The organism is Lacinutrix sp., assembly GCF_029238095.1.
Taxonomy (GTDB): domain Bacteria; phylum Bacteroidota; class Bacteroidia; order Flavobacteriales; family Flavobacteriaceae; genus Lacinutrix.
This window is the reverse complement of the sequence record NZ_JAQWGS010000011.1, coordinates 54,838-77,091: the sequence shown is the minus strand read 5'-3', so window position 1 is coordinate 77,091 and position 22,254 is coordinate 54,838. Positions and strand designations below refer to the sequence as shown.

Below are 22,254 nucleotides of genomic sequence, written 5' to 3'. Positions count from 1 at the left end.
TTTCTTGACGTAGTTTCTTTTTTTGTTTCTCTAAAGATTTTAGCTCTGTTTGAATTTTTAACAATTCATCAGTAGAGCTTGTTTTTTTTGAGTTCCTGTTTAACTCTTTAATTTTAGATTTTACATCACGTAATTCTTTTTCTGAAGCTATTATTCTGTCTTCAGCCCATTTATGTAACTTATCTACTTCTTGCTGAAAATAGTCAGTATCTTTTGCTTTAAGAGCTTCTAGAAGTAATTCTTTATGTGTATTTCTAGACTCAGAAAGTTTTACTTTTTCAGATTCAGAAAGCACCCTGTTTTTATTTGCAGAAATCACAGGCAGTTCTAAAATACGTTTACAAATATCATTAGAAATTTCTTCACCATCTTTAGTAAAACCTACAAATAATAAATTGTCTGTAACATCAAAAGAATTGACTTCAAAATTCTCAAGATGCAACACACCAGAATTACCAACAAGATGCTCTATTGAAGCTATATTTAGCTTTGTGTTGGTGTAGTCAAAAGTTAATTCTGTAAAAGCAAGTTCCTTCCTTTTAAAATCTTGTATTAAGTGTTGCGCAATAGGATGACCTATTCTGTAACGATGAATATCTTCCCTGTCTTTATGAACAGTATATGGACCTGTTGGAACATGCTTTTTTAAAGGGTTTTGGTTTAGAACAAATGATAGGTTTTTATTGTCAAAAGTTGCTTTACCGTTTAAACCTAATTTTGTGATTTCCCATAACCATTGTTCATATTTTGACACATGGTTTTTGGCTTCATCTAAACGTGTTTTAAGCTTATCAATAACATCTGCATCAAAATTTTCTAAAAGCTTTTGTTGTGTGGATTTTATTTTATTGTCAATCTGTTCTTCTAGTTCTTTTTGAAGACTATCAAAAGAGGATTCTATCTCGTCTTTTGTTCTACAGTTTTGATAAATTTTTGCAATTCTTTTTTCAAAATCTACACCAGAGCTTATACTACCTAAAACTTCATCTGAAGCACCAAACACACCATTAAAAAGGCTGAATTTTTGGTTTAATAGGTCAAATACTCTTTGGTCTGCTGCATTTTTAGTATTTAAAAAGTTGATAACAACAACATCATATTTTTGACCATAACGATGACATCTACCTATACGTTGTTCTATACGTTGAGGATTCCATGGTAAATCATAGTTAACTAACATAGAGCAAAACTGAAGATTAATACCTTCAGCAGCTGCTTCAGTAGCTAATAAAATTTGACTTTCATCAGATTTAAAATGGTCTACAAGAGCAGCTCTAATATCAACAGCTTTAGAGCCAGTTATTTTATCAGAATTCTTGTTTTGTTCAAGCCAAGATTTATAAATAAGTTTTGATTTCTCATCATTATTTGTTCCATTAAACAAGGTGACTTTATTCTTGTAACCATTATTTTCTAATAAGTTTAAAAGGTAAGTTTGAGTTCTTCGAGATTCTGTAAAAATGATAGTTTTTTGATTAGCTCCAAGTTCTTTAAGTTTATCAAACCCTTTTGAAAGAGCAACTAAAAGTTTATCTCCTTTAGCATTGTGCTCAATAGAACAAGCAAGTTCATGAAAAGCTTCTAAGTCCTTTAATTCATTTTTAATGGCAGCAATTTGTTCTTCAGATAAAATTTCAACTACATCTTCAATTTCATTGTCTAGTTCATCTTCTGAAGTTTTATACTCTTCTTGAATTTCATCAAACAAATCATAATCCTCTAGAATTTCAGAATCAAGCTTTTCAATATGGTTTTTATTAATCTCATTTTCTTTAATTGTAGCTTTTAAGCGTTTAATTAAATTTTGTAATGTTCCAGAAATTGCAAAACTAGATGAAGCAAGAAGTTTTCTTAGAATAAGAGTCATTAAATGCCTCTGACTAGCTGGTAAAGCATATAATTCTTCTCTTTGAAGGTATTCTGTAACCATTTCATATAAAGCGTGTTCTTCATCAGAAGGAACAAACTGCTCTGTAATAGGAATACGGTTAGTATAGTTTATATACTCTTGAACTTGTCTTCTTAATGTTCTGTTACAGATAGGAGCTATTCTATCCTGTAAGTCCTCAAATTCAGTTTCATCTGCTCTTGAAAACTGAGTACGGAAACTTTTTAAATCACCAAAAATATTACTGTCAATAAAGGAAACTAATCCATACAGCTCAAGAATTGAGTTTTGTAATGGTGTTGCTGTTAATAATACTTTCTTTTTATCTTCAAGAGCTACTCTTAATGTATTACCAATTTTATTAGTTGGCTTGTAGGAGTTTCTAAGGTAATGAGCTTCATCAATAATTACTAAATCCCAAGAAGTTAATTGTACCCATTCTGCTTTGTTTCTAGCAAAATGATATGAGCAAATTACTATGTTGTTCTTATTGTCAAATGGATTTTGTTTTCCTTTTTTTCTAGCTGCATTAAAAGATTTAGTTTCTAATACTTTTGAAGGTAAATAGAATTTATCTTCTAATTCTTGAGACCATTGTTTTCTTAAAGAAGATGGGCTTATAATTAAAATTCTTCGCTTACCTTCAGCCCATTTCTGTGACAACAATATTCCAGCCTCTATGGTCTTTCCTAAACCAACTTCATCTGCTAATATTGCGCCTTTTGATAAAGGAGATTTAAAAGCAAAAAGAGCAGCTTCAACTTGATGTGGGTTTAAGTCTACTTTTGCATCTAATAGAGTTGCTCCAAACTTTTCAGTTGAGTCTGAAGAACATCTTTTAGATAATTCGTAAGCGTAATATTTTGATTGATAATGATTAATCATATTCTTTTTAACTCCTTATAAATTTCTACAATAAATTAATTTGTTTAACTTGTTATGAGCTAGTAGTTTTTTTCTAGTTAGTTTATGTTTTGTTTAAATTACTCAACATTGTGATTTTAATTAACCTTTAATCATCAATTATTTTAGAATGTGTTTTTATATAGTAACAAAGCTCTAATGTAATCAATTTATTGTAAAGTTTTAAGACCTATTAGACCAGAATAAAATAGAAATCACTGCCAGTTTTACTGCCAATTTACTGCCAGTTTTTAGGATTTTACTGCCAGTTTTATGTATATTTGAGACTTAACCTTGGTAGTAATTATTGTAATTAATTAACTATTTATAGTGCTTTTAATGTTGTTAAGTTTGCCTTAAACCCTTTGTTTACTTGAGTTTATAGCAAAAAAAAAGAGTAACCATTTCTGATTACTCTTATAGTAGCGGGAACTGGACTCGAACCAGTGACCTTCGGGTTATGAGCCCGACGAGCTACCTACTGCTCTATCCCGCGATTTATATCCTTAACAATTTACTTAGCTTTTAACTCTTGGCTCATAATACCAATCAAATTATTTTGGACTGCAAATATACAATGCTTTTTAGATATTACAAGTATATTTTACAAAAATTTATTGCTCAATATTTATAGCCTCAAAACCAACAAGTTCTGAAGCCTCAAATACTGGTGTTAACTGCATTGGATTACAACACACCTCACAATCCTCTACATAAGATTGTTCTCTTACACTTGAATCTAATAACATGGATATGGTTTCCCAACAATAGGGACATTGAAAAAAATGCTCGTACATTACTTTTTTTATTTAAAGTCCAACATAATAGTGCCTCTTATCTTAATGTAATCAATTAAAATGTAAATTTTTAAACTTTAAAATTCTACATCTAAAAGTTGTCCACTTATCTGTAACAAATCTAACTCTGCAAGCTTAGCAGCAAACTTTGCTTGATTTCTACTCAATTCTGCATTAAGTAAGTTTAGTTGAGCTTGTCTAAATTCGATAGAGTTTACTAGATGCCAATAATGGATAGTATAATTTTGCGCATTAATTTGGTTTTGAAAGTAAGACAACAAAATTAGACTTTAGTTTAAACCTTAAACGTTAAAAAAAACCTAAAAAAATTAGTTAAATTCCTCCAACTGAAGCGTAATGTGCTCCCAGTTTTCCATGAGTTTTTCTAATCTATCTTTTTTTGCCTGATAGTGCTCGAAAAAATTAGTTTTTGCTACTGTTTCTTCATAGTTAACAGCCAACTCGACATCTATCTCTTTAATTTCTTTTTCAAGCTGATTGATTTTAGACTCTGTATTGCTTAGTTTATTATGAAGTGATTTTACTTTTTTCTGTTCTTCGTAAGATTGTTTGTTTTTTTCTTTAGGCGTTTCTTTAACAACTGTACGTTTTTCTACTTCACGTAAATTATCGACTTGACGCTTATCAAGATAATAATCGATATCTCCTAAATACTTCTTTATTTTTTCGTCTTTAAATTCGTAAACCGTAGAGGTTAAACCTTGTAAAAAATCTCTATCGTGAGAGACTAGAAGCAATGTGCCTTCAAAACGTTGAAGTGCATCTTTTAATACATTTTTAGACTTGATGTCTAAATGATTTGTTGGCTCATCCATAATAAGTACATTAAATGGCTGTAGCATAAGCTTTGCTAATGCTAAACGGTTACGTTCGCCTCCAGAAAGTACTCTTACATATTTTTCGGCTTCTTCTCCTCGAAATAAAAACGAACCTAAAATATCGCGAACTTTACTTCTATTGGTTTCGTTTGCAGCATCAATCATGGTATCTAAAACGGTTTTACTACCATCTAGGTATTCGGCTTGATTTTGTGCGAAGTAACCTATTTGCACATTATGTCCTAATTTAAGTGTGCCTTCATGTTTAATATCTCCAACTAATATTTTTGCTAATGTAGATTTTCCTTGACCGTTTTGACCAACAAATGCCGTTTTTGCATCACGTTCTATCATTAAATTCACATTAGTTAATACTTGATTGTCTCCATAGTTTTTAGAAATACTTTCTGCTTCGACTACTATTTTTCCTGGTGTAATAGACACTGGAAAGTTTAGAGTCATAACACTATTATCATCTTCATCTACTTCTATACGATCAATTTTATTTAACTTTTTAATAAGCGATTGTGCCATAGTTGCCTTAGAGGCTTTCGCTCTAAATTTTTCTATAAGCTTTTCAGTTTGCTCAATTTGTTTTTGCTGGTTTTTTTGTGAGGCTAGTTGCTGTGTTTTTATTTCATTTCTTAGAACTAAATATTGCGTGTATGGTTTAGGATAATCGTAAATACGTCCTAAAGAGATTTCTATGGTGCGATTGGTAACATTGTCTAAAAACATTTTATCGTGAGATACTATAGCTACAGCTCCTGCATAATTTTTTAGGAAACCTTCAAGCCATATAATAGATTCTATATCTAAGTGGTTTGTAGGCTCATCTAATAATAAAACATCGTTATTTTGAAGTAATAATTTAGCCAACTCTATACGCATACGCCAACCACCAGAAAAAGTATCTGTAAGTTTCTCGAAATCTTCACGTTTAAAACCTAAACCTTGAAGAATTTTTTCGGTTTCACCTTGGTAGTTGTATCCTCCAATAATTTCGTATTGGTGTTGAGTATCGTTTACCTCGACCATTAAGTCATGATAGGCTTCGCTTTCGTAATCTGTACGCTCTACTAATTGTGAGTTAATGGATTCTAATTTTGCTTCTAAAGCTTTAATTTCTGTAAAAGCTTGATATGATTCTTCTAAAACCGTTCGACCTAAAACAAAATCGATATCCTGCTTTAAAAAGCCAATTTTTAATTCTTTATCTCCTGCAATTTGTCCAGAATCTGGTTCTAACTCTTTTGCCAAAATTTTTAGCATGGTAGATTTTCCAGCTCCATTTTTACCAATAAGTCCAACTCTGTCTCCATTTCCTAATTTAAATGTAATGTCTTCAAAAAGGTATTCTCCTTGAAATGATATCGATAAATTATGAATGTTTAGCATTGATTTGTGACTTATGTTACTTAACTTTAATTAAGATAGTTTAATTTTGTATTATAAATTTATGACGACAAAAGTACACAAATATTATGTTTAACAAAGGATCTAAATTATACGGAATAATTACTGGTGTTTGTCCAAAATGCCATGAGGAATCTATGTACACAAATAAAAATCCTTATGATGTTACTGAACTCTTCAGTATGCATGAAAATTGTAGTAACTGTAAGACTAAGTATAAAATTGAACCTTCTTTCTTTTATGGTTCTATGTATGTTAGTTATGGTGTAGGTATTGCATTTGCGGTTGCTGCTTTTGTAATAAGTTTTGTGCTATTAGAAAGTTCTATAAATGTTGCTATTGTTGCTATTGTTGCTTCTCAAGTACTATTTTATCCTATAATTGTTAGGTTGTCTAGAAATATCTGGATAAATCTTTTTATGAATTACGATAAATCTTTGGCTAAAAAATAACGTTTTTACTCATCGAATCTAGCTATGTTTATTTCGTTATCTAATGGTGTGCTATTTTCAATATGATTAAATAATTGTTTAGCAACATAAGGACCTATAATTACACCTCGCGTTCCCAAACCATTTAAAACCGACATATTATTATACGTTTTGTGCAAACCAACTAAAGGTTTTCTATCTTTTACTGTAGGCCTTATTCCTGCCATTTGGTCAATAACTTCAAAATCGCATGTAATAAAGGCTTTTAGCTTATTCAATAACTCCTCTTTCGCTTGAACTGTTATGGCATTAGTTTTATCATTTTTATGGTAAGTAGATCCTATTCTATAAATATCATTTCCAAGAGGAATAATAAAAACACTAGACTTTAAAACAAAATTTAGTTTTAGTTTAGGAGCTTTAATAGTAACCAATTCGCCTTTACTGCCTTCTAGTGGCAAAGTGTTAAAAAACGGATTGTTTTTAAGACCATAACCTTCTGCAAAAACAATATGCTTTGAAACTATATTTTTGTATAAAATCTTATGTTCTTCTTCTTGAATAAGATTATAATCTATAGTCTCATTTATTAATATGTTTTTGTTTTTCAGGTGTTTTCTATATTCTGAAATTAGTAATTTAGTATCTACTCTTCCAGTCTCTAATACTTCTCCAAAACCAAATTCTGCAATTATAAATGGATTGCTATTTTTATGAATTTCTAAAGACATGTAATCTGAAAGCCCTTCTCTGTCTGATCTTGAAAACCAATTGTTTTGTTCTTCTAACGATGTAAAACGTCGTCTTACAGGTACTTTGAAATCTAGTTTTATATTCAGGCGTTTTTCTAATATGGTTAGCATTGGCAAAGCTAAAGCAAGTTGAACTTTACTTTGCCAAACAGGAGTAAAACGTTTTAACGTTACTGGGTTATATAAGCCACCAGCAACTGTAGAAGATTGTTGAGAATTATCGTCTATTACAATAAACGATTTATTATTACTTATTAATTGTTCGCAGAAAGAAATACCTGCTAAACCACAACCTACTATTATATAATCTACTTGCATAAAACAAAGATAATGGTTTATACCATTTTAGTTATAAAAAGAAGTCTAACTAAATTGAAAAACAAGAGATTCTTCGCTTCGCAGAGAATGATAACAAAAAACGCTCACTTAAGTAAGTGAGCGTTTTAAAAATTTATTAAGTTATCGTGTTAATATGACCACATATTTAACTCGAAGTTTCTTATTTTTTCTTTAATTCTTTCAGATTCTAAAAGTTGCATTAATGCGTTTTCTGGAATATACTCTTCGATCTTTCGATCTCCAAATACATTTTCTTCCTTATAAATAATACCATTAAAACGTCTAGCGTTTAAAATATGATCAAAAGAAAAAGGAACAGAACTATTTTTCTCGTTAAAAGATTTTGCTTCATGCAATACTTCTCTAGCATCAGGAAAGAACACCCAAAATAATGGATTTGGTTCTTTATTGGCTTCATCATCAGAATCTAAAAAGTTAACATCTGGTGCTGCTGGTGCAATACCCAATAAACGATATTTTAATTCGCCTTGACGCTTATCGAAATACCATAGACCTTTAATAAGGTATGCACTAATGTTATAAGAAGAAATCTCAGTTTTAGTTATATACTCAGGATCAACACGACCTTCTGAGTTTAATTGATCATAACCAATATCTAAAGTATCTATTTTAGTTGTTATATCTTTTAACTCTTTAGTCGTTCTAGTTCCTGTGAAATAAGAATCGTAATACACGTCCTTAATATCACCATCTTTAATTGCTCTGATTAAAACATCGTATAAAGAACGCCTGTTTGCTCCAATGTTATTAGTATCTACAGGATAGTATAAGGGAAAATTAACACGTTCATCTAAAACCACTTTTTCCCAAGTCATTTTTGCGAACATAATATCTCTATCGTCAACATAGCCATATTCTAATGGTTTATCGTTATCTAAAGCTTTTTGTTCTTCCGTTTTAACTCCTATCTCTCCTGGAGATTTGGCATTTAAAATGTTAGCTTGAGCAAATGCGCTAGAAGAAATTAGGACTCCACAAACGATTGCTAATAAAGATTTATAATTCATTTTTTTTCTTTTTGTTTGTATTAATTTACAGCAAATTAGTTAGCTAGCTCGATAACTATTGGCGAAGCTGGTTTAATAGCTGGACCACTAGATCTTGACTTAATTTCAAAAATTGTAACATCGTCACCTCTTCTTGCTTTGTTAATTGCAGCTTTTGCTTGACCACTCATTTTATTACCGCTAACTGTAATACTAGGTTGTCCAGGAACTTTAACTTTAAATCCAGTAACAGTTAATGGCAAATCGAAATCAAAATCTTCTAACTCAGCCATAATAGTACCAGCAGCAACGTTAGCTTTTGGTAATTTACCATTAGACATACCTGCTAATTTTCCAGCAGGCTTTGGAATATCCTTAATTCTGAAGGTCTTCTTATCTGAGGCCTTAGAACCATCGTCAAGTGTAGCACTTACGCTAATAGTTACTTCTTTGCCAGTTGTAGGTACCATATTGTATTTACCTGTTCCTGAACCTTTGCTTAATCCTGAACCTGATGCAGAGACTTTGTTATCTGGTACACCAGCAAAAGATATAGTCATTGGGTTTGTTACACCTCTATAAACTACATTCATTTTATCTGCAGAAATAGTGGCAGAATTTGGTCGTGGCACTACTACATAGTTTCCTACAATAGGAATATCAAGTGGCTTACCATCTTCTAAAAAAGTAAATGTTCCTTTAATTTCTTGCTCACCGACATTACCAACAGTAAAATCTAATTTAGCAGCACCTGTAGAATCTATGGCTTCTGAAATATTAACTTCTTTACCATTGACCGTTAATTTAGTTGGAGTTACATTAGCATACTTACCTAAAACTACTTTTCCTTGGAACTTTTCTCCAGCAAAGAATGCTGACTTATCTGCTAATACAATAGCTTGATATTTCTTTAAAGATACAGCTTCATCTAAACTGTTACCCAAAAATAGGTTAAACATATTTGCCTCTGTCATCTTTACATCATTCTGCATAGCAGTTAATTTAGTATAAGATGCAATCGCAGGAAATCCTTGAAAATTGTAATCTAACCAACTTTTTTTGATTCCTTCTTTTGTCTCAACCTCAGCTGTACTAAAACGTCTATCAAAACGCTCTATAGCTTTCATATATTTTACATCACCACCAAGAATATCTTTAATTTCTTTCTTGTATGCTTCAATAGTAGCAATTACTTCTTGACCTTTTTTTGTCATACGATCACCAGTAAACCACATTTCGTCAAGGATATCTGTTTTATCCATTGCTTCAAATGGTAATTTACCTGTATCAGGATCAATTGAGTAGCCACCTTCTCTTAATAAGTCTTCTTTTAAAGTCCCAATGTATTTATAAAATTTATCTGAAGCTGTATTTACTAGTGTCGCTTTGTTAAAAGGCACTGCAAACTCTTCTTTCTTTTCTTCAGCTTTAGTTTCTAAATCTGCTAATAAGGCGCCATTTTTTTCAGTAGCTACTACATTAGATTCAGCAAATTTAGCGTCCATTAAGCCAAATGCTGAAAGTACTTCTTTAGACATATTCATAGCCATCATTGCGATGAATACTAAATACATCAAGTTAATCATTTTCTGCCTTGCAGATGCTTTTCCTCCTGCCATGTTTAATTAGTTTTTATTTGTTAATAATTTAGTTATATAAAACTAATTAGTTTTTGTTCATTGCAGATAACATACCACCATATACTCCATTTAATGAAGATAAGTTAGATGCTAAAGATTGCATTTGTTCTTTTAATTTAGTTGCGTTTTCAACAGCTTCTTCGTTAATGGTCGCTTGACGACTTGCAGACTCCATTTGTACTTTATATAGGCTATTTAAAGATTCCATTTGTGCAGCAGCAAGAGACATTTCTTCTCCATACTTTTTTTGTGCAGCCATTGCGTCTAATGTTGGAGAGATTCCTCTTGCAGCGCCTTCGAAATTTTTAATACTATTTCCTAAGCTTGCCATTAATTCACCATCAATTTTAGCGTCTTTTAACAAACTATCTAATTTTTTAGATAATAAACCTTCAGCGTCTTTAGGCTCTTCTTTTTTTCCTTTTTTAGTAGTCATTCCACCTGCTAATTCAGGATATACTAAAGACCAATCTAAATCTGATTGTTGTCTTTCGAATGCCGAATATGTAAATACTAAAGCTTCCACAATCATACCTAATGTTAAGATTTCTGAACCATATGGCCAGTGCTGAATTTTAAAAAGAGCTCCAACAATTACAATTGCTGCTCCTAATCCATAAATCATATTAGTTACTGTGATTTTACCTTTTTGTGCCATAATTTCTAAGTTTTAATTTTAAGTAGTTTATTTATTTATTTAAGTAAGGTTTATTTTTATTCTAATTTAAGCTATATTATTTCCCTATTGAATTTGCAGTAACTTCTGTTCCCATGTAATCTTGTACTGTTCTAAAACCAATGTAACTTCTTGCAGAATCTGCATATTCATAATCTCTTGAACTTACTTGTAAAAAGTATGCTACATCTTTCCAAGAACCACCTCTTACCACTTTACGTTGATTACTAGCTTCGTTTACACTTGGGTTAATTGTTGATGCGTATTCGTAAGATGAAGGGTCGTATGACGCATTCACCCATTCTGAAACATTTCCAGCCATATTGTATAAACCAAAATCGTTTTCTTCAAAAGCATCTGCTTCTACAGTATATAATGCTTGGTCTGCTGCATAATCACCACGTAACGGCTTAAAGTTTGCCATAAAACAACCTCTGTCGTTTTTAGCATATGGTCCTCCCCAAGGAAAAGTAGCAGCTTGTAATCCACCTCTTGCAGCATATTCCCATTCTGCTTCAGATGGTAAACGATAAGAATTCACATAGTGTCTTTTCTTTTCTTTTCGATAAGAATTGTGTAGTAATGTTCTCCATTGACAGAATGCTTTTGCTTGTTTCCAAGATACACCTACAACTGGGTAATCTCCATAAGCATCATGCCAGAAATAATCGTTGTGCATAGGTTCATTATAAGAATAAGCAAAGTCTCTAATCCATGCAGTAGTATCTGGATAAATTTCTACTTCTTCTTTAATTATAACATCTTTACGACGTAAATTTTTATTTTTTGCAGCTTTTTCAATGTCCATGTAAGAGTATTGAAACTTGAATTTAGACACATCCCAAGTACGTTGTCCATTGTATGATTCTTCGATTGGCAAATACATAGTATCCATAACTTCTACATAGTATTCGTCTGGATATTCTGCAGTGTCAAAAAACAAATCTACCTCACGGTTTAGTTTTCTTCCTTCGTAGCCTGTTTCACCAAGACCACTATAATTATCAATCATGTATTGTTCGTATGGTGTTAAATTTGCTGGATCTGCATCTTTAAATGCAAATTCACCAATACCACCAGTACCAGGAGTTTCACCAACCTCATCAGCTAATATTGCTAATTTTGTTCTTATTGTTGAATCCCTAACCCATTCTACAAATTGACGGTATTCACTATTAGTGATTTCTGTCTCATCCATATAGAAAGCTCTAACTGTAACTGTCTTTGCAGGTGCATCTTGAATACCAGCCAAATCATCATCAGCTTTACCCATAATGAATGCTCCTCCTGGAACTAAAGTCATACCAAAAGGTTTTTCGGGATGCCATTTTTTTCCTTTAACACCAACTAGTTGGCCTCTATCTTTAGAACCACAACCGGTTAAAAATGCTAAAACTACTGTTAATAATACAAACTTCTTCATATTCATTATAAACTCGAGGTTAATTATATACTCCTAAATTTTCAAGAGCGTAAACATATTTATATATTTTCTAAAAAGCAACTTTTTATAAGAAAAAAAACACATTTCATCGTAGTAAAATTGCTTTTAAACGATTAACGAAATGTTAATTTTTATAATGCCCTATACTTATACGCTGTTTTTTTGATACGCTTTATACCATCTGTTTGGTATTTTACCATTGCAAGCTTCTAAATAATCTTTGTGCGTGCAAGGTAATAACGTATGCTTTTTTAATTTATTATTAACATTTGCTAAAAAAGGTATTTCTATCCACCAACGCCCTGTTTGTGTGCTTTTATAGAATACTAATTCTTCTGCGTCTGCTAAAGTAGTGAATTTTTGATGATTATTGTCATCTAAAAAATCGTCATCTTTGACGCGACAGTTAACACCTTCAATAAAATACCAGAGCATTTGAGCTATCAACATTGATGTAACCTCATCGTCATAAGATGGTTTATATTCAAATATCCCAAATGTTGAAACCTTGTTACTTATTCCTGCATAACGTGCAATGGCGCATATTTCTTTACCATCTAATCCGTTTGGAGACAACCGTTGTTTTAAGCTTACTTCTGAGGCTTTTACAGCTCCTAAATCTAAACTTACAATATTTGCATCTCGCATCACTGGCTCAGCAAGCGTAATATCGTTAGAAATCTCGCCTAATCTATAAGCTTCAAAATACAAGCGCTCCATTAGGTCTATTTCTTCTTGTGAGTTAAAATAAGTTTGATACCCTAAAGCCGCATAATTAAACAAGTTATAGGGTTGATCTAGAATTATTTTACCAACAAAACTATTATTTTTTATGGCCTTAGTTGAGTCTCCTAAATCGAAACGAGAATCTACATTTACGATATTTACCATAGGCATTAAATTATCGTAAGCACGATAGATAGCGTAGGTTAAATCTTGACTACCTCCAAGAACAATAGGAATGACTTTTTTTTGAATTAATATTGAAACCGTTGTCTTTAGTGCAAAATAAGTGTCTTCTACTGCTTCTCCTCTATTTATATCTCCTAAATCTGCTATTTTAGTATTCCAACTTCCAGGAAACAGTGCATAAAAAGATTTTCTAATTTCGTTAAGCTGAAACTCTTCGCCTATATAATTAATGTCGTTTCTGTTTTCTAATACACCAATAAGCGCAACTGAAACTCCTTCTAGATCAGGAATACCGTTTTGAGCTGAATGTACTTTCAATTTTCTTCCAAGCGCTTGCATTGATAACAACTCGTTGTGAGCTAGAACCACATCTGAAACTGGAGATAAAAAATTAAAGTTCATACAGTATTATTTATTTTTTTGCGGCTGTTTTCTTTTTAGGAGCTGCTTTTTTTCTAGTTTTCTTTTTTGGTGCATTTTTTTCAATAATTCCTTTTACTTGTTCTAATGTTAAAGCTTCAGCCTCTGTTGTTTTTGGCAATTCTATTTTTACTTTTCCTTGTAAAATATTAAATCTTCCCCAACGTGCTTTTTCTACACGAATACCTTCTTCTTCCCAATTATGAATAACTTTATCTATCTCTTTTTGAATTTTAGTTTCAATTAATTCAACAATATCGTCATCTGATAAATTGTCCCAATCGTATTTTTTATTAACATTTATGAACATATTATTCCATTTAATAAATGGTCCAAAACGTCCTTTCCCTTTTTGCACAGGCATATCCTTGTAGGTATATATAGGAGCATCTGCTTTTTGCTTTTCTTGTATTAAAACAATAGCATCATCCAACTCTACTGATAAAGGATCGGTACCTTTAGGCAGTGAAACAAAAACATCTCCAAATTTAACATACGGTCCAAAACGTCCATTGTTAACTTCGACTTCTTGTTCTTGATATTTACCTAAGTTTTTTGGAAGCTGAAATAAATCCATAGCTTCTTCAAATGTTATACTTGCCAATTGTTGATCTGGACTTAAACTTGCATACGTTGGTTTTTCATCATCATCTGCTTCGCCCATTTGCACCATTGGTCCAAATTTACCTAAACGCACACTCACACGTTTTCCAGTTTTGGGATCTTCACCTAAAATACGTTCGCCTGATTCTCTTTCTGCATTTTCTTGAACATCTACAACCTTAGGATGAAAATCTTTGTAAAACGTTTTCATAACTTCTTTCCAGTCTGCTTTACCATCTGCAATATCATCAAACTGATCTTCTACATTTGCAGTAAAACTATAATCTAAAATAGTCTCAAAATGATTAACCAAAAAGTCTGTTACAATAATACCAATATCTGTTGGCACTAATTTTCCTTTATCACTACCAACTTTTTCCGTAAGCAAATTATCTTTTACTTGTCCTTTATTTAAAACTAGCTGTGTGTACTCACGTTCTACACCATCAATAGTTCCTTTTTCTACATAATTTCTATTTTGAATTGTAGATATCGTAGGTGCATAAGTAGATGGACGACCAATACCTAGCTCTTCTAATTTTTTTACTAATGAGGCTTCTGTAAACCTATAAGGCGCTCTTGTGTAGCGCTCTGTTGCAGTAATACTATTATTTAACAATATTTCACCAACCTTCATAGCTGGCAACATCCCTTCTTGTTGTTCTAAATCTTCGTCGTCTGTACCTTCTAAATAGACTTTTAAAAATCCATCGAATGTAATCACTTCTCCATTTGCAGTAAAGGTTTGTTTGTGTGATGCTGCATTTATTTTCACATTAGTACGTTCTAGTTTAGCCTCGCTCATTTGTGATGCAATAGCACGTTTCCAGATTAACTCGTATAATCTTGTTTGATCGTAATCTAATCCTGCTGAATGTACAGAAAAATTTGTAGGTCTAATTGCTTCGTGTGCTTCTTGTGCTCCTTTAGATTTTCCTTTATAATTTCGTTCTTTAGCATATTCTTTACCATAAGCATCAATAATCTCTTTTGCTGCGCCTTGCTTAGCTTCGTTAGATAAATTTACACTATCAGTTCTCATGTAAGTAATTAAACCAGCTTCGTAAAGGCGTTGTGCCATAGTCATGGTTTTACTTACTGAAAAATACAATTTACGCGATGCTTCTTGTTGTAATGTAGACGTTGTAAATGGTGCTGAAGGTGATTTTTTTGCAGGTTTTTTTTCTAAATCTGAAACCTTAAATGTAGTATTAGCATTTTTTTCTAAAAACTTAAGAGCTTCAGCTTTTGTAGTAATAGACTTTGGTAATTTTGCTTTAAACGACTGTCCTTCTTCATTAGAAAATTCTGCATCTACTCTATAAGATGCTTGGGCTTTAAAATCTTGAATTTCTCGTTCGCGTTCTACAATAAGTCGTACTGATACTGATTGTACTCGTCCTGCAGACAATCCTCCTTTTACTTTTCTCCACAATACAGGAGATAACTCGTAACCTACAATCCTATCTAATACACGTCTTGCTTGTTGTGCATCTACCAAATCGTAGTCTATTTGTCTTGGGTTTTCTACAGCTTTTTGTATTGCAGACTTAGTAATCTCATGAAAAACAATACGTTTTGTTTTCTCTTTATCTAAATCTAGAGATTCTGCTAAGTGCCAAGCAATAGCTTCTCCTTCGCGATCCTCATCACTAGCTAACCATACCATTTCTGCTTTTTTAGCTAACTCTTTTAATTTTTTTACAATTGCTTTTTTATCTGAGGATACTTGATATTTTGGATCGAAATCACCATCAACATCAACTCCTAATTCTTTGGAAGGCAAATCAGAAATGTGCCCATAACTTGATTCTACTTTAAAGTCTTTTCCAAGAAATTTTTCGATTGTTTTTGCTTTTGCAGGTGACTCAACTATTACTAAATTCTTCGCCATTCTTAGGATTTTTGAGGTTACAAATGTATATCAAAAAAAATATATGAACCTAATTTATAAGCAAATCAATCTAAATTTAAGCTTCAAACAACTATAAATTAAGCCTTACAAACTATGTAATTTTATATATTTTAATAAGAATTTATTTTTACTTCAAATTTAAATTAATCAAATGTTTTTTATATAATTTGCTTTAGAATTAAAATTCTTATTAAAAAATTAACACACTGTCAGATTGTCATATTCTATAAATTAATCTATCTTTGCGTCTACCTTTTAAAGAAAAGGCACAAAACTTGACCTATGGTGTTTTCAAAAAATTTATGGAAGAAACAATAGACGAAAGCAAACAAGGAGCTGCTTTAATTTTAGAGCAAAAAGAAAACAATTCAAAAAAGCTATTTATTGAAAGCTATGGTTGTGCTATGAATTTTAGCGACAGTGAAATTGTGGCCTCTATTTTAGACCAGCAAGGCTACAATACTACTACTAATTTAGAAGAGGCAGATTTAGTATTGGTTAATACGTGTTCCATTAGAGATAAAGCCGAACAAACCGTTAGAAAGCGTCTAGAAAAATATAATGCTGTAAAACGCATAAACCCTAAAATGAAAGTTGGTGTTTTAGGCTGTATGGCAGAACGCTTAAAAAGCAAGTTCCTAGAGGAGGAAAAAATAGTTGATCTTGTTGTTGGCCCAGATGCATACAAAGATTTACCAAATCTTCTAACAGAAGTAGAAGATGGACATGATGCTATAAACGTTGTATTATCTAAAGACGAAACTTATGGAGATATTTCTCCTGTACGATTAAATAGTAATGGAGTAACTGCATTAGTATCTATTACACGTGGTTGTGATAATATGTGCACCTTTTGCGTTGTCCCTTTTACACGTGGCAGAGAACGTAGCAGAGATCCGCAAAGTATTGTAGAGGAAGTAAACGATTTGTGGAACAAAGGCTATAAAGAAATTACATTACTTGGCCAAAATGTAGATAGCTACCTTTGGTATGGTGGAGGATTAAAAAAAGATTTTGTAAAAGCTACAGAAATGCAAAAAGCTACAGCTGTAGACTTTTCGAAATTACTTCAAATATGTGCAGAAGCGCAACCTAATATGCGTATTCGTTTTTCTACTTCTAATCCTCAAGATATGAGTTTAGACGTCATAAAAACAATGTCTAAATATGATAATATATGCAACCATATTCACCTGCCTATTCAAAGCGGAAGTAACCGAATTTTAAAAGCAATGAACAGATTGCATACTCGCGAAGAGTATTTTACATTAATAAATAATATTCGCCAAATTATTCCTGATTGTGCAATAAGCCAAGATATGATTGCTGGTTTCCCTACTGAAACCGAAGACGATCACCAAGACACACTAAGTCTATTAGAGTCTGTAAAATACAACTTTGGCTACATGTACTCGTATTCTGAAAGACCAGGAACGCTTGCTGAACGAAAATTTGAAGATAATATTCCAGAAACAATAAAAAGTAGAAGATTAAGCGAGATTATTGCGCTTCAATTAAAACACAGTGAGTTTAGAACACGAGAGTTTTTAGGAAAAACTATAGAAATATTAATAGAAAAAGAATCTAAAAAATCTAAAGACCAATGGTCTGGAAGAAGCCAACACAGTATTGTTGCCGTTTTCCCTAAGGAAAATTACAATATTGGTGATTTTGTAAAAGTAAAAGTAACAGATTGCACAAAAGCGACACTAATAGGCAAAGCTGTTGGGTATTCAAAAAAATAATTAAACACATACTTATGAAAAAATTAATTGCAATAGTATTCACCTTAGCCTTATTTACTGGCTGTGAAAACGAACCTTTAGATAGCGATTTTAGTATTTTAAACAATCCTAATATTCTTACAGACCCAAACGATCCTACAGATCCAGGAAGCGGTAGTACAGATCTTGCTTTATCAGTTTACGAATTAGATACAGATATTAGTTTTACTTTTTTTGGAGTCCCAATTCAAACCATAACAAATAGCGATATTACTATTACCAACAACATAATTACTTCTAGCAATATTTTGTTAACGGTTGCAGGAAGTCCTCCAGCTACAGAAAACCAAACGATTACTAGAAATGGTCTAGGACAAATTATTAGCGATATTAGCACAACACCTTCTGGCACTGTAACAAACGAATATTATGTTACCTATTCTGGTAATGATATTTCGCAAATAACCTATAATTATTATGACTTAGAAGACCCTACTTTTGATGAAGAATATATCTATAATTTTATATTTAGCGGAAATGAAATTACAAGAACAGAAGTAGGATCTACAATAGAAACCGTTTTTACTTTAGATAATTCTGGAAGGTTAATTAAAAAAGAATCTTTTGATAGTTCTATAAGTATACAAGCCGAAGAATTAACTTACAATAGCGATGGTAATGTATCCAATAGTGTGCTTTCAGGAGAAAACAACAGTACAATCTCATTTGGTTACGATACTTTCAACAATCCGCTAAAAGTAGTTTACGACGAGCAATACTTACTAAGTTTTTTAAGCGACGAATATGATGATGAAATTGGCTCTCCTATTGCGCAATTTCATGCCACAAAAAACTGGAGCAGTACAACTATAGATGGTGATACTTATAATTTTATTTTACAATACGATGCTGGTAATAGAATTTCTACAAGAGATATTTCTTACAGTTTCGATGGAGGATTCTCATTTGTAATTAATGAACGTTTTAACTACCTAAATTAAAGTTTAGTAAAAAAGAATATGGAATCTATTCAAGCAACAAAACAACGTTTCGGGATTATAGGAAATAGTGCCACATTAAATCGTGCTATTGAAAAAGCAATCCAAGTATCGCCAACAGACATCTCTGTATTGGTTACAGGAGAAAGTGGTGTTGGTAAAGAAAGTATTCCAAAAATTATTCACCAACTCTCTCATAGAAAACACAGTAAATATATTGCTGTAAACTGTGGTGCAATACCAGAAGGCACTATAGATAGCGAGCTTTTCGGCCACGAAAAAGGGGCTTTTACAGGTGCTACAGCTACACGATCTGGTTATTTTGAAGTTGCAGATGGTGGTACTATTTTTTTAGATGAAGTTGGAGAGTTGCCATTAACTACACAAGTACGTTTATTACGTGTACTTGAAAATGGTGAGTTTATAAAAGTAGGTTCAAGTAAAGTACAAAAAACTAATGTACGTATTGTTGCTGCTACAAACGTTAACATGTTCGAAGCTATTAAAAAAGAAAAGTTTCGTGAAGATTTATACTACAGATTAAGCACTGTAGAAATAAACCTTCCTCCTCTTCGTGAGCGACAGGAAGATATACATTTACTCTTTAGAAAATTTGCCAGCGATTTTGCACTAAAATACAAAATGCCAACTATAAAATTAACAGAAGAGGCTATTCAAAATCTTATAAAATACCGTTGGAATGGTAATATTAGACAGTTAAGAAATGTTGCTGAACAAGTTTCGGTTTTAGAAGAAAATAGAACTATTTCTGCAACTACTTTAAACGGTTATTTACCTTCAGCATCTAACAACCTTCCTGCAGTAATAAAAACCTCTAAGTCTGAAAGTGACTTTAGTAGCGAACGTGAAATTTTATACAAAGTTTTGTTTGATATGAAAGCCGATTTAAATGATTTAAAGAAGCTTACCATGGAGTTAATGAAAAACGGTAACGTTAAAGATGTGCAAGAAGACAATCAAAGTTTAATTGAGAAAATTTATGGCGAAAGCACTTCAGAAGACAATTTAGAAGACTTACAAGTATTAGCTATTCCTGAGAAATCTGAGGCCACCAAAAACCATATTAAAGAAACTAATGATAAGTATCATTTTGCTGAAGAAATAGAGGAAGAAGAGACCCTATCTTTGCATGATAAAGAATTAGAACTCATTAAAAAATCTTTAGAGAGACACAGTGGTAAACGAAAGCTAGCTGCCGAAGAATTAGGAATTAGCGAACGTACACTTTATAGAAAAATTAAACAATTTGATTTATAATTTTTCGTTATTTTAATTTCATATCAAGTAAAATAGTAAATGAAATACTCAAAACATATCCTTTTATTAGTAATTACACTTTCACTCTTTAGCTGTGGATATTATTCGCTATCGGGAACAAACATTCGAGACGATGTAAAATCTTTTCAAGTTAATTACTTCCAAAATACAGCTGCTCAAATAGAGCCAGGATTAGATAGAGATTTTACACTTGCATTACAAGATTTAATTCTAAATCAAACCAATCTAGAGCTAGTTAATTCTAATGGAGACTTAGTTTACGAAGGTGAAATTACAGAATATCGTATCTCTCCCACAACAGCAACAGCAAATAATACAGCAGCACAAAACAGACTGTCTGTTAGTGTTCGTGTTCGTTTTTATAATAAAAAGGCAGAAGACGACGATTTTGAAAACAACTTCTCTTTCTTCTATGATTACGAAGGAGGTGCTCTACTTTCTGGAAGTTTAAAAGACACTGCTCTAGATGAGATTTTCGAACGTATTACTCAAGATATTTTTAATGCATCTCTAGCGAAGTGGTAAATGAATCAAACTGATTTTTTAAATATAATTAAAGCACCTCAACACATTAACAAGTCTCAAACCCAAGATTTGAAAAATGTAATTGAAGCTTTCCCGTATTTTCAATCTGCAAGAGCACTCCATTTAAAAGGCTTAAAAAATGCCGATAGCTTTAAATATAATAGTGCCTTAAAAACAACTGCAGCCTATACAACAGACAGAAGTATATTATTCGATTTTATAACTTCAGAAATATTTACTCAAAATGAAATCTCTAAATACATCAAGCAAAGTAGTGGTCATTTATTAGACATTAATGTTGATGCAGAAGACATTTCTATTAAAAAACGTGTAGTTATAGACACTATCTTAAAACAGCAAATTGAAGACACTAAAGACACTTTAGATCCAGGATTATTTCAATCTAAAACAGAAAATCATAATTCTAAAACTGAAGCATTACAAAAAACAGAACATGTTTTAAATCTTGGAAAACCACTTGAATTTAATAAAAACGAAACCCATTCCTTTAACGAGTGGTTAAGCTTAACGCGTTATACACCTATTAATCGTGAAGAAAAATCGTTACAAAACGAGCCAAAAGAAAATAAAACTAAAGCGTCTAAAAGCAAATTAGCAAGAGCAAAAAAGTTTGAACTTATCGAAAAATTTATTGAGGAAAGCCCAAAGTTAAGCGCTAAAAAAACACCAGCATCAAAACAAAACATTGCTAAAGCACAGATGATACAGCCTGAAGCCCTTATGACAGAGACTTTAGCACGTATATACCTTGAGCAAAAAAACTATACAAAGGCAATTCAATCTTATAAAATATTAAGTTTGAAATATCCAGAAAAAAGTGGTTTCTTTGCAGACCAAATTAAAGCAATTAAAAAATTACAAGAACAAAATAATTAAAGGAATAACATGTTTACAATATTATTAATTTTAATCGTAGTGGTAGCTTTTTTACTAATAGTAGTAATAATGGTACAAAATCCTAAAGGTGGTGGATTATCTTCCTCTTTTGGTGGAGGTGGAACTCAACAATTAGGTGGTGTAAAGAAAACAACAGACTTTTTAGATAAAAGCACATGGACATTAGGTGCTATTTTAGTAGCATTAATTTTGGCTTCAAGCCTAACTATTACTCGTAGTGGAGTTGTACAAGACTCTAAAGCCTTAGATCCAGATGCTATTTCTACTCCTGTAGAACCTGCAACTACACCAGCTACAGACGATTCTACAAAAACAATGAATACTGAAGAGTAAAAACAATATATATCTTAATAAAAATGCCAGCTTTTCAGTTGGCATTTTTTGTTTCTATTTGTTCCTGAGTTTAATCTGTAAGTTTGTCAGTTACATTTTAATGGCACATTTTTAGCTTAGTTAACTAATAGAATAATACATAACCGTCTTATCTGTATAGATTAGGACATAACAACAATAACAATGAGTAAAATAAACATTAAACCACTAGCAGATCGTGTACTAGTTGAAGCACTTCCTGCTGAAACAAAAACTGCTTCTGGATTATATATTCCAGATAGCGCACAAGAAAAGCAACATAAAGGTACTGTTGTTGCAATAGGAAACGGAAAAAAAGACGAACCACTAACAGTTAAAGTTGGAGATACTGTACTTTATGGAAAGTACTCTGGCTCCGAAATAAAATTAGATGGTGTAGATTATTTAATGATGCGTGAGGAAGACATAATGGCTATTATATAATCCTGTCGTTCCT

General features: G+C 31.9%; 18 protein-coding genes, 1 tRNA gene and 1 pseudogene. 8 read left to right on the top strand and 12 right to left on the bottom strand.

Features of this window, described 5'->3' with window-relative positions; all coding sequences use genetic code 11:
- From P8H50_RS03755 to P8H50_RS03735, 5 genes and pseudogenes are all read right to left on the bottom strand, one after another.
- The coding region (locus P8H50_RS03755) for an SNF2-related protein (RefSeq protein ID WP_300205744.1) at positions 1–2,773 on the bottom strand (2,773 nt) is incomplete at its 3' end.
- 441 nt (positions 2,774–3,214) lie between these two features.
- Positions 3,215–3,287 (bottom strand) — tRNA-Met (locus P8H50_RS03750).
- A gap of 118 nt (positions 3,288–3,405) precedes the next feature.
- Positions 3,406–3,588 (bottom strand): CPXCG motif-containing cysteine-rich protein, encoded by a 183-nt coding sequence (locus P8H50_RS03745; RefSeq protein WP_300205742.1) that lies wholly within the window; start codon positions 3,586–3,588, stop codon positions 3,406–3,408.
- A gap of 77 nt (positions 3,589–3,665) precedes the next feature.
- Positions 3,666–3,806, bottom strand: a pseudogene (locus P8H50_RS03740) (TolC family protein); the annotation flags it as partial.
- 111 nt (positions 3,807–3,917) lie between these two features.
- On the bottom strand, positions 3,918–5,825 hold the full coding sequence (locus P8H50_RS03735) for an ATP-binding cassette domain-containing protein (RefSeq protein ID WP_300205740.1): 1,908 nt from the start codon (positions 5,823–5,825) through the stop codon (positions 3,918–3,920).
- An 86-nt stretch (positions 5,826–5,911) separates the two neighbouring features.
- On the opposite strand from P8H50_RS03735, the gene P8H50_RS03730 reads away from it, so the two are divergent.
- Positions 5,912–6,295: a DUF983 domain-containing protein gene (locus P8H50_RS03730; protein WP_300205738.1), complete on the top strand. Its 384-nt coding sequence runs from the start codon at positions 5,912–5,914 to the stop codon at positions 6,293–6,295.
- A gap of 5 nt (positions 6,296–6,300) precedes the next feature.
- On the opposite strand, the gene P8H50_RS03725 is transcribed toward P8H50_RS03730, so the two are convergent.
- From P8H50_RS03725 to topA, 7 genes are all read right to left on the bottom strand, one after another.
- A complete protein-coding gene (locus P8H50_RS03725; protein ID WP_300205736.1) occupies positions 6,301–7,344 on the bottom strand; it encodes an FAD-dependent oxidoreductase in 1,044 nt (347 codons plus the stop codon).
- 149 nt (positions 7,345–7,493) lie between these two features.
- A complete protein-coding gene (gene gldN / locus P8H50_RS03720) occupies positions 7,494–8,393 on the bottom strand; it encodes a gliding motility protein GldN (RefSeq protein ID WP_300205733.1) in 900 nt (299 codons plus the stop codon).
- Positions 8,394–8,428: 35 nt separating this feature from the next.
- Positions 8,429–9,991 (bottom strand): gliding motility protein GldM, encoded by a 1,563-nt coding sequence (gldM, locus tag P8H50_RS03715; protein ID WP_300205731.1) that lies wholly within the window; start codon positions 9,989–9,991, stop codon positions 8,429–8,431.
- A 46-nt stretch (positions 9,992–10,037) separates the two neighbouring features.
- A complete protein-coding gene (gene gldL, locus P8H50_RS03710) occupies positions 10,038–10,670 on the bottom strand; it encodes a gliding motility protein GldL (RefSeq protein ID WP_300205729.1) in 633 nt (210 codons plus the stop codon).
- 76 nt (positions 10,671–10,746) lie between these two features.
- On the bottom strand, positions 10,747–12,117 hold the full coding sequence (gene gldK, locus P8H50_RS03705) for a gliding motility lipoprotein GldK (protein ID WP_300205727.1): 1,371 nt from the start codon (positions 12,115–12,117) through the stop codon (positions 10,747–10,749).
- Between the two features lie 162 nt (positions 12,118–12,279).
- A complete protein-coding gene (locus P8H50_RS03700) occupies positions 12,280–13,446 on the bottom strand; it encodes a formimidoylglutamase (protein WP_300205725.1) in 1,167 nt (388 codons plus the stop codon).
- Positions 13,447–13,456: 10 nt separating this feature from the next.
- Positions 13,457–15,961, bottom strand: a complete 2,505-nt coding sequence (topA, locus tag P8H50_RS03695) for a type I DNA topoisomerase (RefSeq protein WP_300205723.1) — start codon at positions 15,959–15,961, stop codon at positions 13,457–13,459.
- Between the two features lie 323 nt (positions 15,962–16,284).
- Here topA and miaB point away from each other — a divergent pair, with 323 nt between their 5' ends.
- The 7 genes from miaB (at position 16,285) to P8H50_RS03660 (ending at position 22,241) form a co-directional block, all read left to right on the top strand.
- Positions 16,285–17,727, top strand: a complete 1,443-nt coding sequence (miaB, locus tag P8H50_RS03690) for a tRNA (N6-isopentenyl adenosine(37)-C2)-methylthiotransferase MiaB (protein WP_300205721.1) — start codon at positions 16,285–16,287, stop codon at positions 17,725–17,727.
- A gap of 14 nt (positions 17,728–17,741) precedes the next feature.
- On the top strand, positions 17,742–18,707 hold the full coding sequence (locus P8H50_RS03685) for a hypothetical protein (RefSeq protein WP_300205719.1): 966 nt from the start codon (positions 17,742–17,744) through the stop codon (positions 18,705–18,707).
- An 18-nt stretch (positions 18,708–18,725) separates the two neighbouring features.
- Positions 18,726–19,982 carry a sigma-54 dependent transcriptional regulator gene (locus P8H50_RS03680; RefSeq protein ID WP_300205717.1) on the top strand — a complete coding sequence of 419 codons (1,257 nt, stop codon included), beginning with the start codon at positions 18,726–18,728 and terminating at the stop codon, positions 19,980–19,982.
- A gap of 39 nt (positions 19,983–20,021) precedes the next feature.
- On the top strand, positions 20,022–20,528 hold the full coding sequence (locus P8H50_RS03675; protein ID WP_300205715.1) for an LptE family protein: 507 nt from the start codon (positions 20,022–20,024) through the stop codon (positions 20,526–20,528).
- On the top strand, positions 20,529–21,425 hold the full coding sequence (locus tag P8H50_RS03670; RefSeq protein ID WP_300205713.1) for a hypothetical protein: 897 nt from the start codon (positions 20,529–20,531) through the stop codon (positions 21,423–21,425).
- A 9-nt stretch (positions 21,426–21,434) separates the two neighbouring features.
- On the top strand, positions 21,435–21,779 hold the full coding sequence (gene secG / locus P8H50_RS03665; protein WP_300205711.1) for a preprotein translocase subunit SecG: 345 nt from the start codon (positions 21,435–21,437) through the stop codon (positions 21,777–21,779).
- Between the two features lie 183 nt (positions 21,780–21,962).
- Positions 21,963–22,241, top strand: coding sequence for a co-chaperone GroES (locus tag P8H50_RS03660; RefSeq protein ID WP_300205709.1), 279 nt, complete (start codon positions 21,963–21,965; stop codon positions 22,239–22,241).
- Positions 22,242–22,254: the final 13 nt, after the last annotated feature.